This window comes from Micromonospora sp. NPDC050695 (assembly GCF_040654415.1).
Classification (GTDB): Bacteria; Actinomycetota; Actinomycetes; order Mycobacteriales; family Micromonosporaceae; genus Micromonospora.
On the sequence record NZ_JBFAHZ010000011.1, the window covers coordinates 113,941 to 126,699 of the forward strand.

The window sequence follows — 12,759 nt, forward strand, 5'->3', positions numbered from 1 at the left end:
CCCGTCCCGGTGGTCGCCGGGCGGGCCGGTCTGTGGATCGTCGGGGTCGACCGACCGGGCTTCCGGTCGGGCAGGACGGTTCCGGGGTTTGCCGACGGGCGGCAGTACCCCTTGAGGTGCTGGTCCAATGCGCTCACAGGCACGGGGGCCTCCTCGGGCTGAGGGGTGTCGACTCACGGCAAATGGGGTGAGCCGACCCGAGTGATAATAGGGCCAACGTCACCCGCGCGTGGCAAGTCCGTTACACAGGGCGGAAGTATTTCCCGCTCTGCCGCACCGTCGGCGGACCGGTTGTCCGTCGTGTGCGATTGACATTTCCCCGGCCCGGTGATCCAGGATGGATTCCCTGGTCGGGGGTGCATTGCCCGTTCGGGTGACCCTCCCCGGCCGGTGGCCGCCGCGCCCCGGCCGAACCGTCGGTCGGGGGCGTCACTCGTCCCACCGGCAGGACTCGATCGGACCGCCGGTGGCACGGTGACCGTCCCGTACACGGGACGCCGGCCACCGGGTCTGTCCGGCGCTCACCCCGACCGTCGGGCGTGGCCAGTCGCCGCCCGCTGTGCCAGACTCGGTCACCGTGCAGGACGCAGCGGAGAACCCCGCGCCGAACCTCGCCGACCGGGTCCACCGGGCGGCTCTCGAGTACGGCGACCGGCCCGCGCTGCACTGGCGCGAGCAGAGCATCACCTGGTCCGAGATGGACGCGGCGGTGGACGCCGCCGCACGCGGTCTCGCCGCCGTCGCGCCGCACACCCGTCCGGGCGATCCGCCGCCGCGCGTCGCGATCGCGCTGCCCAACACCCCCGACTTCGTCATCGGCCTGCTCGGCGCGCTGCGTGCCGGGCTGGTCGCGGTGCCGGTCAACCCCGGCTTCACCGCCCCGGAGCTACGCCACGTGCTGGCCGACTCCGGCGCGTCGGTGCTCCTCGGCGCCGACCGGATCCGGGGCCTCGCCGCCGAGGTGTCCGCCGGGTTGCCCGCGCTCACCGCCGTGCACGGCGCACCGCCGCGGCCGGCCGCCGAGGCCCCCGAGCCGACACCGCACCCGCGCCGGGGCGGGGACGACCTGGCCGTACTCCTCTACACCTCCGGCACCGAGGGGCACCCCAAGGGCGCGATGCTCTCGCACCGGGCGCTGCTGGCCAACCACGAGCAGGTCGACCGCATCGAGCCACCCGTCGTCGGTCCGACGGACACCGTTCTGCTCGCGCTGCCGCTGTTCCACGCGTACGGGCTCAACTCGGGGCTCGGCGCGGTCGTCCACCATGGCGCGACCGGTGTGCTGCTCGACGAGCCGGGGCCGACCGCCGGGCTCGACGAGATCGCCCGGCACCGGGTCAGCGTCCTCATCGGCGTACCGTCGATGTTCCTGGCCTGGGCCGGCGCGGCCACGGCCCGCACGGCCACCGCGTCCGTGCGGATCGCGGTCTGCGGCGCGGCTCCGCTGGACCCCGCCGTCGCGGCGCGCTTCACCGCGACCACCGGCCACCCCGTGCACGTCGGGTACGGCCTCACCGAGACCGCTCCGGTGCTCACCTCCACCCTGGTCGGCGGGGCCGCCAAGGCCGGCTCGATCGGCCGGCCGCTGCCCGGCGTGCGACTGCGCCTGGTCGACGCCGCCGGCGCGGACCTGTGGCGCGACGGCCTGACCGTTCCCGACGACGACCCGGATGAGCTGGACATCTCCGACATCGCGCCCGGTACCGACCCGGGTCAGATCGTGGTCGCCGGCCCCAACCTCTTCGCCGGCTACTGGCCCGACGGGCGCGACGGCCCGGACGCCGACGGCTGGTGGGGCACCGGCGACATCGCGTACGCGGACTCCGACGGCGACCTCTTCCTCGTCGACCGGCTCGGCGAGCTGATCCTGGTCAACGGGTTCAACGTCTATCCGCGCGAGGTCGAGCTGGTGCTCGCCGGGCACCCCGGGGTGGCCGAGTCGGCGGTACTGGGTGTGCCGCACCCGCGGACCGGCGAGACTGTGCGGGCGTACGTGGTGCCGGCGCCGGGTCGGCCGGTGACCGGCGAGGAACTGCTCACCCACTGCGCACGCAACCTGGCCCGGTTCAAGTGCCCGACCGTCGTCGAGTTCGTCGACGCCCTGCCCCACTCGGCGATCGGCAAGGTACGCAAGACCCAACTCCGGTCGGCGACGCCGGCCGGCCCGCCGGCTGACGCCGACACCCGCACGGAGGTAACCGATGTCCACTGACGCCCGGCTCGCCCTGATCACCCGGCCCGGTTGCCACCTGTGCGACGACGCGAAGGCGGCCCTCGATCGGGTCGTGGCGGTCACCGGCGACAAGTGGGTCGAGTGGGACGTCACCGACAACGTGGAGCTGGAGCGGGAGTACGGGGACCGGCTGCCGGTGGTGATGCTCGACGGCAAGGAGCACGGCTACTGGCGGGTCGAGGAGGACCGGCTGCTGCGGGACCTGACCACGCCACAGCTCTGAGCGCTGCCTAGCTAGGGTGCTCTGATGACCTCCGCGCATCCCCACCTGGTCTGGGACTGGAACGGCACCCTGCTCAACGACCTCAGCCTGGTGGTGTCCGCCACCAACGTCGTGTTCGCGAGCCTGGGCGGGCCGGTCGTCACTCTCGACGAGCACCGGGTGCGGTTTCGCCGGCCGATCGCCGAGTACTACGCCGAGGTGCTCGGGCAGGCCGTGGACGACGACGAGTTCGGCCGACTGGACCGGATCTTCCACGACGCGTACCGCACCGGTTTGACCACCTGCGAGCTGGCCGCCGACGCGCGCGACGCGATGGCGTCCTGGCCGGGCAGCCAGAGCCTGCTCTCCATGTGGTTCCACGAGGAGCTGGTGCCCACCGTGCACACCTTCGGGCTGACCGGCCACTTCACCCGGGTCGACGGGCTGCGGGCCGCGGTCGGTGGCGACCGCAAGGCCGAGTCGCTTCGGCAGCACCTGGCCGAGCTGGGCGTGGACGGCACGTCGGTGGTGCTGATCGGCGACTCCATCGACGACGCGGACGCCGCGCTCGCGGTGGGCGGCCGCGCCGTGCTCTACACCGGCGGGTTCACCGACCCGGCCCGGCTGCGCGCCTCCGGTCACCCGGTGGCCGACACCCTCACCGACGCGGTGGCCCTGGCCCGGGAGGTCAGTTCCGCAGGTAGGTGAGGACGGCCAGCACCCGCCGGTGCTGCTCGGTGTCCGGCGGCAGGGTGAGCTTGGTGAAGATGTTGCGCACGTGCTTCTCGACCGCGCCGTCGCTGACCACCAGGGCGCGGGCGATGGCCGTGTTGGAACGCCCCTCGGCCATCAGGGCGAGCACCTCCCGCTCGCGCGGGGTCAACTCCCGCAGCGGGTCGTCGCGGCGCCGTCGGGCGAAGAGCTGGCCGACCACCTCCGGGTCGAGCACCGTGCCGCCGCCCGCCACCCGGCGCAGGGCGTCCAGGAACTCGTCGATCGCCGCCACCCGGTCCTTCAACAGGTAGCCGATGCCGCCGCCGGCACCGCCGGTGGTCGCCAGCAGGTCATCGGCGTACGACACCTCGACGTACTGGGAGAGCACCAGGATCGGGGTACGCGGCACCAGCCGACGCGCCTCGACGGCCGCCCGCAGACCCTCGTCGGTGTGTGTCGGTGGCATCCGGACGTCGACGATCGACACGTCCGGCTGGTGCTCCACCACCGCCTCGACCAGGGCGTCGCCGTCCCCGACGGCGGCCACCACCTGGTGGCCGCTCTCGGTCAGCAGCCGCACCAGCCCCTCGCGGAGCAGGACGCCGTCGTCGGCGATCACGATGCGCATGGCTGTGGTGTCTACCACGTCCGGCCCGCCGGGCCGGCCCGGCGCGGCATCCGCCGGCTCACAGGGGAAACTCGGCGCGGATCTCGGTCGGGCCACCGGTCGGGCTGATCACGGACAGTTCGCCGCCGGCCGCCCGGACCCGGTCGGCGATGCCGGCCAGCCCGTGCCCCTTGGCCAGGTCCGCGCCGCCCTGCCCGTCGTCGCCCACCCGCACCTGGAGGTGGGCGCCCTGCCGGGCCACGGCGACCACGGCCTCGGTGGCCCGGCTGTGCTTGGCGATGTTGGTCAGCGCCTCGGCCACCACGAAGTAGGCGGTGTTCTCCACGGCCGGGTCGAGCCGCCCGCCCGGTGTGCCGAGCTGCGGGTCCACCTGCAGCTCGATGGGGATCAGTCCTCGACCGGCGAGCGCGGCCAGGGCGCTGGGCAGCCCCCGGTCCACCAGGATCGGCGGGGCGATGCCCCGGGACAGCGCCCGCAGTTCAGCGAGGGTGTCCCTGGTCTGGGTGACCGCCTCGTCGATGGTCCGGCCGGCCGCGGCCGGGTCGGTGGCGAGCTGCATCCGGGCCCGGCTGAGGTCCATCGCCAGCCGGACCAGGCGCTGCTGCGGGCCGTCGTGGATGTCGCGTTCCAGCCGGCGCAGCGCGGACGCCTCGGCGGAGACGGCGGCCCGTTTCTGCTCCTCCAGCACGGTGATCCGGTCCCGCATCTCGGCCACCCCGGTCAGCATGGCCTTGGCGAAGCTGGCCTGGAGTAGCGCGCAGCCTCGGATCACGATCGGCAGCGTGATCAGGAAGAACACGCCGATCGCGGTGTTCAGCCCGATCCGGGCGGTGGTCGAGTCACCGAGGCCGAGCAGTTGGGCCAGGTCGCTGTCGCCCCCGCCGTCGGCCCGGGGGAGCGCCCAGTCGTACGCCCAGTAGAGCGAGCCGGCGACCGCGGCGGCCCACCAGGACAGGGCCACCACGAACGTGAGCCCCGCCACGATCAGCCGCAGCACACCGTGTGCCAGGTCGAGCCAGGACTGGGCGTCGCGCATCGGCACGAAGATCCGCCGCCAGGCGTTGGCGCCCGCCTCGGCCAGCCGGTAGTGCGGCCGGATCCGCGGCTGCCGCAGCACGGCGGGCAGCCGCAGGCGCTCGATGTCGGCCAGCCCGCGGGCGGCGTACAGGGTGCCGCTGAGGATCGGCAGGCCGATCACCGTGACCACCAGCCCGACGCCGACCACGAGACCCACGACGAGGACGACGAAGCTGGCCACCGCCAGGGGCAGGCCGAGCAGCACATAGCCGGAGTCGACGAAGAGTTGGCGGGGGATGCTCGGTGCCAGCGTCGGCTGGTCGCTGGCGGCAACGGCGGTCATGCCCAAAGGCTAGGCAGTTGGGCTCGGTGTCCCCATCCCGAAGCCCCGCCTCTCCCTCGTAGTGCTGCCCCTACCACCGCCGGACGACCTGGGCGAGGCCCGGCGCGGGATTGGTCAGAGAAGTCAGGATTGAGCAATAATCGCCCCGGCGGAGAGCCGACCGAGTCGCTAAATCGATCTTGTGGAATGGAGGTGCTGGTGGAGTCGCGGCGCGCAGCGGCAAGATCGCGATTTGTGCACGTCTTCACAAGCGCCTACTCTGTGAGTCCGACGCGCCCTGCTAGCACAGCCGGCAATCTCGGTCGCCAGCGGGAGTCCATAAGCGGCCGACCAGCGGAGTTGGCCGAGGATCGCACCGCACGGAGTCTCATGAGTCAGCACCGTCACCCAGGCGCGCCCGGCCGCGCCGGTGCCGTACCGGCGCTCCCGGACCTGCCCGAGGCGACCGTCGCTCGGCTCCCCGAATACCTGCGTGCCCTGCACAACCTCGCCGACGCCGGGCACGAGACGGTCTCCAGCGAGGGCCTGTCCGCCGCCGCCGGAGTCAACTCCGCAAAACTCCGTAAGGACCTCTCCCACCTCGGCTCGTACGGCACCCGGGGCGTCGGCTACGACGTCGCCCTGCTGATCGAGCAGATCGAGTACGTGCTCGGGCTCACCCAGCGTCGGGCGGTTGCCCTGGTCGGCGTGGGTAATCTCGGTCACGCTCTGGCCGGCTACGACGGCTTCGCCAGCCGGGGCTTCCGGATCGCCGCCCTGCTCGACGCCGATCCCTCCCGGGTCGGCGAGGAGATCAACGGCCTGGTGGTCCGGCACGTCGACGAGCTGCCGGCGGTCGCCGTGGAGGAGTCCATCGCGATCGGCGTGATCGCCACCCCGGCCGCCGCCGCCCAGAGCGTCGCCGACCAACTGGTCGCGGTCGGCGTGACGAGCATCCTCAACTTCGCGCCGTGCGTACTCTCGGTTCCGGAGGGGGTCGACGTGCGCAAGGTCGATCTCGCCATCGAGCTGCAGATCCTGTCCTTCCACGAGCACCGCAAGGCGTCGCTGACCGCGCTGCCCGCCACCGGCGGGTCCGCTCTCACGGCCCTGCCCGGCGGGCTCGCGGCCACCGAAACCCAGGAGGCGATCGGCACGTGAAACTGCTCGTCGTCGGCGCGTCCTATCGGACCGCCCCGGTCGCCACGCTGGAGCAGCTGGCCGTGCCCCCTGCCGACCTCACCCGCACCCTGGACCACCTGATCGCCCAGCCGTACGTGAGCGAGGCGGTGCTCGTCTCCACCTGCAACCGGGTGGAGGTCTACGCCGCCGTGTCCGGTTTCCACGGCGGGCTCGGTGACGTCTGCGCCGTCCTGGCCGAGCAGGCCGGCAGCCCGCCGGCGGCGCTCGCCAGCCACCTGTACGTGCACTACGACACCGCCGCCGTGGACCACGTCTTCCGGGTCGCCACCGGCCTGGACTCGATGGTCGTCGGCGAGGCGCAGATCCTCGGCCAGCTGCGCGACGCGTACCACTGGGCCACCGGCGCCGACTCGGCCGGCCGACTGCTGCACGAGCTGATGCAGCAGGCGCTGCGGGTCGGCAAGCGCGCCCACGCCGAGACCGGCATCGACCGGGCCGGCCAGAGCGTCGTCACCGCCGCGCTGGAGCTGGCCGCCGGGCACCTCGACGGCGACCTCGCCGGCCGCCCCGCCCTGGTGATCGGCGCGGGTGCGATGGGCTCGCTCGGGGTGGCCACGCTGTCCCGACTGGGCGCCGGGCCGCTCACCGTCACCAACCGGGGCACCGACCGCGCCGTCCGGCTCGCCGAGTCGTACGGGGCGAGCGCCGCTCCGATGACCGAGCTCGCCGACACCCTCTCCACAGTGGACATCGTAGTGGCCGCCACCGCGTCCACCGAACCGGTCCTCACCCGGTCGGTGGTCAGCGCGGCGCTGGCCGAACGGGACCCGGCCCGGGGCCCGCTGGTCCTGCTCGACCTGGCCGTGCCGCGGGACGTCGAGGAGGGCGTCGCCGACCTGCCCGGCGTCGAGGTGATCGACATCGACCGGATGGCGGCGCTGCTCGCCGACGGCCCGGCGGCGGCGGACGCCGCCGCCGTCGAGCGGATCGTGCTCGGCGAGGTGGACGGCTTCCTCACCTGGCTGCGCGGCGCCGACGTCGCGCCCACCGTGGCCGCGCTGCGCGGTCGGGCCGACGACGTGGTCACCGCCGAGCTGCGGCGGCTGGCCCAGCGCCGCCCCGACCTCGACGACGACCTGCGTGCCGAGGTCGCCCGTACGGTGCACCGGGTCGTGCAGCGGCTGCTGCACCAGCCCACCGTGAAGGTCCGCCAGCTCGCCGCCGAGCCGGGCGGCGACCAGTACGCTGCCCTGCTGCGCGAGCTGTTCGACCTCCAGGTGCCGCAGACCTCGCCGGTGGACACCGTCCCCGAGGTGCTGACCCCCGACCTCGGCGCCGTGTTCGCCGGCACCGACCCGGTGCTCGGCACGGACAACGCCGACCAGATCCCGCCCACCGGAGGAGCGCGATGACCGCCCCCCTGCGCCTCGGCACCCGGGGCAGCGCCCTGGCGATGGCGCAGTCCGGCCAGATCGCCGAGGCGTTGACCGCCGCCACCGGCCGCCCGGTCGAGCTGGTCGAGGTGGTCACCGCGGGCGACCGTTCCCACGCGCCGGTGCACCGGCTCGGCGTCGGGGTGTTCGTCTCGGCGCTGCGCGACGCACTGACCGCGCGGACGATCGACTTCGCCGTGCACTCCTACAAGGATCTGCCCACGGCCGCCGCCGCCGGGCTGCACATCGCGGCGGTGCCGGCCCGGCAGGACCCCCGCGACGCGCTGATCGCGCAGGGTGGGCGGACGCTCGCCGAGCTGCCGCCCGGGGCCACCGTGGGCACCGGCGCGCTGCGCCGCATCGCCCAGTTGCACGCACTCGGCCTGCAACTGGAGGTCACCCCGATCCGCGGCAACGTGGACACCCGCCTGGCGCGGGTGCTCGGCCCCGACGCCGACCTGGACGCCGTCGTACTGGCCCGGGCCGGACTGGCCCGACTCGGGCGCACCGACGCGATCACCGAGACGCTGGACCCGATGCTGATGCTGCCCGCGCCCGCCCAGGGCGCGCTGGCCGTGGAGTGCCGGGTCGACGACCAGGATCTGGTCGAGCTGCTCGCGACGCTCGACCACGCACCGTCGCGCGCCGCGGTCACCGCGGAACGCGCGCTGCTGGAAACCCTGGAGGCCGGGTGCAGCGCACCCGTGGCCGCCTATGCGGAACTCGCCGAAGGTGACGACGGCGATGAGATCTACCTGCGCGGGGCGGTGATCAGCCCGGATGGCACTCGTGACCTTCGGCTGTCCCGCACCGGAACGCCCGCCGACGCGGCGGAGATCGGTAAGGCACTCGCCGCCGAACTCCTCGAACTCGGCGCCGACTCGATCCTCGGCCACGAAGGACACAACGGCCCGGGGACCCAGCAATTTGGGAGCACAGAATGACCCGCACCCGTAAGCCCGTCGGCCGTATCGCGTTCGTCGGGGCTGGCCCCGGCGACCCGGGCCTGCTGACCCGTCGGGCGCACGACGCCCTGGTCGACGCCGACCAGGTGATCTACGACCGGGGAGTCCCCGAGTCGTTGCTCGCCGTCGTCCGCGCCGAGGCCAGAGAGGACGCCGAGTTCACCCCGGCCGAAGGCGCGCCGGGGGACGTGGCGAAGGTGCTGATCTCCGCGGCCCGTTCCGGGCTGAACGCGGTGCACCTGGTCGCCGGTGACCCTTTCGGTCACGACTCGGTGGTCAAGGAGGTGCAGGCGGTGGCCCGCACCGCCGCCCACTTCGAGGTGGTGCCCGGTGTCGGCCAGGCCGAGGGCGTCGCCACCTACGCGGGTGTTCCGCTGCCGGGTGTGCGTACCGCCGCGGACGTCGAGGACGTCACCGCACTGGACTTCGAGGCGCTCTCCGCGGCCGTCGGCCGGGGCTCGCTCGCGCTGGCCGTGGACGCCGGTGACCTCGCCGCCGTCCGGGACGGCCTGCTGGCCGCCGGGGTCGACGGCACGACCGGCGTCGGGGTGACCGGTGACGGCACCGGCGAGACCCAGTACACGACCACGTCGACGGTGGACAGCTTCGTGGCCGCCGCGCTCGGCTTCACCGGCCGGGTGGTGCTCACCGTCGGCGCCGGCGTGGGCCAGCGCGACAAGCTGAGCTGGTGGGAGAACCGCCCGCTGTACGGCTGGAAGGTGCTCGTGCCGCGCACCAAGGAGCAGGCCGGTGCGATGAGTGCCCGGCTGCGGGCGTACGGGGCGATCCCGTGTGAGGTGCCGACCATCGCGGTCGAGCCGCCGCGTACCCCGGCGCAGATGGAGCGGGCGGTCAAGGGCCTGGTCGACGGCCGGTACGCCTGGGTGATCTTCACCTCGGTGAACGCGGTCCGCGCGGTCTGGGAGAAGTTCGCCGAGCACGGGCTGGACGCCCGGCACTTCGGTGGCGTCAAGATCGCCTGCATCGGCGAGGCGACGGCGGACGCGGTCCGCGCGTTCGGCATCCAGCCGGAGCTGATCCCCGCCGGGGAGCAGTCCTCCGAGGGGCTGCTCGCCGAGTTCTCGCCGCACGACGAGATCCTCGACCCGGTGGGCCGGGTGCTGCTGCCGCGTGCCGACATCGCCACCGAGACGCTCGCCGCCGGGCTCACCGAGCGCGGCTGGGAGGTCGACGACGTGACCGCGTACCGGACGGTGCGGGCGGCGCCGCCGCCCGCCGAGATCCGGGACGCGATCAAGTCCGGCGGGTTCGACGCGGTGCTCTTCACGTCTTCTTCGACCGTGCGGAACCTGGTCGGTATCGCCGGGAAGCCGCACGCGCGCACCGTTGTTGCCGTGATTGGGCCCAAGACGGCGGAGACCGCGACGGAGTTCGGCCTTCGGGTCGACGTCCAGCCGCCGCACGCCTCGGTGCCCGACCTGGTGGAGGCGCTCGCCGCCTACGCCGTCGAGTTGCGGGAGAAGCTGGCCGCCATGCCGGCCAAGCAGCGCCGTGGCTCGAAGGTGCAGGGGCCGACCGCCCTCCGCTTCCGGTAGTCGTCTTCAGGAGGGCCCTTCCATGTCGTACCCCGAGATCCGGCCCCGTCGCCTGCGCCGCACCCCGGCGATCCGCCGGCTGGTGTCCGAGACCCGGGTCGACCCGGCCGAGCTGGTCGTGCCGATGTTCGTCAAGGAAGGGCTCACCGAGCCGCGGGCCATCGCGTCGCTCCCGGGAGTGCTCCAGCACTCCCGGGACTCCCTGCGCAAGGCGGCCGCCGAGGCGGTCCAGGCCGGCGTGGGCGGGATTATGCTCTTCGGGGTTCCCGAGCGGCGCGACCCGACCGGGTCCGGCGGCATCGACCCGAACGGCATCCTGAACGTCGCCATCCGCGACGTGGTGTCCGAGGTGGGCGACGGCACGGTCGTGATGAGCGACCTGTGCCTGGACGAGTTCACCTCGCACGGGCACTGCGGCGTGCTCACCGCCGACGGCGGGGTGGACAACGACGCCACCCTGGCCGCGTACGCCGAGATGGCGGTGGCCCAGGCCGCCGCCGGGGTTCACATGGTCGGGCCGTCCGGGATGATGGACGGCCAGGTGGGCGTGGTGCGCCGGGCGCTCGACGCGGCCGGACACCAGGACGTCGCCGTGCTGGCGTACGCCGTGAAGTACGCCTCGGCCTTCTTCGGCCCGTTCCGGGAGGCGGTGGAGTCGGCGCTCGAGGGCGACCGGCGCGCCTACCAGCAGGACCCGGCCAACCTGCGCGAATCGCTGCGCGAGGTGGCGCTCGACGTCGCCGAGGGCGCCGACCTGGTGATGGTCAAGCCGGCGCTGCCGTACCTGGACGTGGTGTCGGCGGTGCGGGCCGCGGTGGACGTCCCGGTCGCCGCCTACCAGGTCTCCGGGGAGTACGCGATGGTCGAGGCGGCCGCCGCGAACGGCTGGATCGACCGCGAGCGGGTGATGCTGGAGACGCTCACCTCGATCAAGCGGGCTGGTGCCCAGATCATCCTCACCTATTGGGCCGTCGAGGCCGCCGGCCTGCTGCGCCAGCGCTACTGATCGTGCGGGTGGCGCAGTATCGCCACGTGCCACCCCCGCCACCGGTCGACGTCTACTACTGAGCTGTGGCCGCCGCCGGGGTGGCCGCCTCGTTCGTATCCGGCGCGGCGCCCGGAAGTCGCCGGCTGGTCAGCCAGGCGAGCGCCAACAGCACGGCCGACACCGCGAGCGTGAGCCGGGTGGCTTGCGCCAGTTCCGGTGCGAGGCCGAGCCGGCTGGCCGGGTCGAGTCGGTTGGCGGCCGTAATGCCCCCGCCGCCCAGGCTGGGGGCCAGCCGATCCGTCAGCCAGGACAGGACGGCGGCGATGAGCGCCGTGCCGGCCGCGACAGAGGTGTGCGACACCGTGGTGAGCAGCGTGGAGCCGGACGGCAGATCTTCGGGCGGGAGCGACCGGCTGGCCGCGGTCATCGTCGGCATCAGGGTGGCGCCCATGCCCAGGCCGATGACCGCACCCAGCGTGGCCAGCAGCGGGTACGACGTGTCGGCGTCGAGCACGAGCACCCGGGCCACCGTGCCGGCCACCGCGGCGGCGATGCCGAGCCCGACCACCCGCTGCGCCGAGACGCGGTCGACGAGCCGGGTCGCGACCTGGAGCATCAGTCCGGTGGTCAGCGCCTGCGGAATGCCGATCACGCCGGCCAGGGTGGCCGAGTCGCCGCGTACCACCTGCACGTAGGCCGGGATGATCAGGAACGAGCCGAAGTATCCGGCGGCGAAGAGCGCCACCGTCGCGGCACCTCCGGCCATCCCCGGGGCTCGCAGGACGGCCACGCGCAGCAGGGGCTGCCGAATCCGGCCGGCCCGCCAGGCGAAGATCACGACCAGCGTGGCGCCCAGCGCGAGCGGCAGCAGCACCGATGCGCTGACAACTCCGCCCCGCTCGCCGGTGACGCTGAGCCCGTACACCGCCAGCGCCAGGCCGGGGCAGAGCAGCAGCAGACCGACGACGTCCAGCCGGACCGACGGACGTCGCGGGTCGGCGGCCGGCAGCACCGACCGGCCGAGCAACACCGCCAACAGCCCCACCGGCAGGTTGATCCAGAAGATCCATCGCCAGGACGCCTGATCGAGCAACAGCCCACCCAGCACCGGCCCGATCAGCGGCCCGACCAGGACCGGCAGGCCGAGCAGGCTCATCATCCGTCCTCGTCGCCCCGCCGGGACCGCGGCGAGCGCGACGGCCATCCCGACCGGGTTGAGCAGCCCACCACCCAGCCCCTGGAGCACCCGGAACGCGATCAGCGACTCGACGTTCCAGGCGGCCCCGGCCAGCACGGACCCGACGGTGAACAGCACCAGCGCGGACAGGTAGGTGCGGCGGGCGCCGAAGTGGCCGATCGCCCAGGCGGCGGTGGGCATCACCGCGACCAGGGCGAGCGCGTAGCCGCTGGTGACCCAGCCGATCGTGGTGAGGTCGGTGTCGAGGTCGTCGACCAGCTTCGGCAGAGCCACCACGGTGACCGTGGTGTCGATCACCGCGAGCAGGCCACCCAGGGTCAGGTACCAGCCGAGCCGCCGTGCGAGCGCGTCCATGTCCCC

At 73.5% G+C, this 12,759-nt stretch carries 11 protein-coding genes; 8 read left to right on the forward strand and 3 right to left on the reverse strand.

The window, feature by feature from the left end:
- The first annotated feature begins 577 nt into the window (after positions 1 to 577).
- The 3 genes from AB0H52_RS11550 to AB0H52_RS11560 are packed head-to-tail and all read left to right on the forward strand — an operon-like array spanning position 578 to position 3,143.
- Positions 578 to 2,212: an AMP-binding protein gene (locus AB0H52_RS11550; protein WP_151490870.1), complete on the forward strand. Its 1,635-nt coding sequence runs from the start codon at positions 578 to 580 to the stop codon at positions 2,210 to 2,212.
- Positions 2,202 to 2,456 carry a glutaredoxin family protein gene (locus AB0H52_RS11555; protein WP_151490871.1) on the forward strand — a complete coding sequence of 85 codons (255 nt, stop codon included), beginning with the start codon at positions 2,202 to 2,204 and terminating at the stop codon, positions 2,454 to 2,456. Before AB0H52_RS11550 ends, AB0H52_RS11555 begins: the two co-directional genes overlap by 11 nt.
- 24 nt (positions 2,457 to 2,480) lie before the next feature.
- A complete protein-coding gene (locus AB0H52_RS11560) occupies positions 2,481 to 3,143 on the forward strand; it encodes an HAD hydrolase-like protein (RefSeq protein WP_151490872.1) in 663 nt (220 codons plus the stop codon).
- Here the strand turns inward: AB0H52_RS11560 and AB0H52_RS11565 are convergent.
- Together AB0H52_RS11565 and AB0H52_RS11570 are read right to left on the reverse strand one after the other, a co-directional pair.
- Complete coding sequence (locus tag AB0H52_RS11565) at positions 3,124 to 3,777, reverse strand: response regulator transcription factor (protein WP_151490873.1); 654 nt, start codon at positions 3,775 to 3,777, stop codon at positions 3,124 to 3,126. The two genes, AB0H52_RS11560 and AB0H52_RS11565, sit on opposite strands and share 20 nt — an antisense overlap.
- A 58-nt stretch (positions 3,778 to 3,835) precedes the next feature.
- Entirely contained in the window at positions 3,836 to 5,137 is a 1,302-nt protein-coding gene (locus AB0H52_RS11570) for a sensor histidine kinase (protein WP_357946765.1), read from the reverse strand.
- Between the two features lie 369 nt (positions 5,138 to 5,506).
- Between AB0H52_RS11570 and AB0H52_RS11575 the strand changes: the two genes are divergently transcribed.
- Genes AB0H52_RS11575 through hemB form a run of 5 tightly spaced genes read left to right on the forward strand, consistent with a single transcriptional unit; the run spans position 5,507 to position 11,219 of the window.
- A complete protein-coding gene (locus tag AB0H52_RS11575) occupies positions 5,507 to 6,277 on the forward strand; it encodes a redox-sensing transcriptional repressor Rex (protein ID WP_151490875.1) in 771 nt (256 codons plus the stop codon).
- A complete protein-coding gene (locus tag AB0H52_RS11580) occupies positions 6,274 to 7,671 on the forward strand; it encodes a glutamyl-tRNA reductase (protein ID WP_357946768.1) in 1,398 nt (465 codons plus the stop codon). The genes AB0H52_RS11575 and AB0H52_RS11580 overlap by 4 nt, the downstream gene beginning before the upstream one ends.
- Positions 7,668 to 8,636 (forward strand): hydroxymethylbilane synthase, encoded by a 969-nt coding sequence (gene hemC, locus AB0H52_RS11585; protein WP_151490877.1) that lies wholly within the window; start codon positions 7,668 to 7,670, stop codon positions 8,634 to 8,636. The genes AB0H52_RS11580 and hemC overlap by 4 nt, the downstream gene beginning before the upstream one ends.
- The gene (locus AB0H52_RS11590; RefSeq protein ID WP_151490878.1) at positions 8,633 to 10,213 is read left to right on the forward strand and encodes a uroporphyrinogen-III synthase; all 1,581 of its coding nucleotides are present in this window, start codon (positions 8,633 to 8,635) and stop codon (positions 10,211 to 10,213) included. Before hemC ends, AB0H52_RS11590 begins: the two co-directional genes overlap by 4 nt.
- Before the next feature lie 22 nt (positions 10,214 to 10,235).
- Complete coding sequence (gene hemB / locus AB0H52_RS11595) at positions 10,236 to 11,219, forward strand: porphobilinogen synthase (protein ID WP_151490879.1); 984 nt, start codon at positions 10,236 to 10,238, stop codon at positions 11,217 to 11,219.
- Positions 11,220 to 11,274: 55 nt separating this feature from the next.
- Here the strand turns inward: hemB and AB0H52_RS11600 are convergent, their stop codons facing one another.
- Entirely contained in the window at positions 11,275 to 12,753 is a 1,479-nt protein-coding gene (locus AB0H52_RS11600; RefSeq protein ID WP_357946771.1) for a DHA2 family efflux MFS transporter permease subunit, read from the reverse strand.
- Between the last annotated feature and the right edge of the window lie 6 nt (positions 12,754 to 12,759).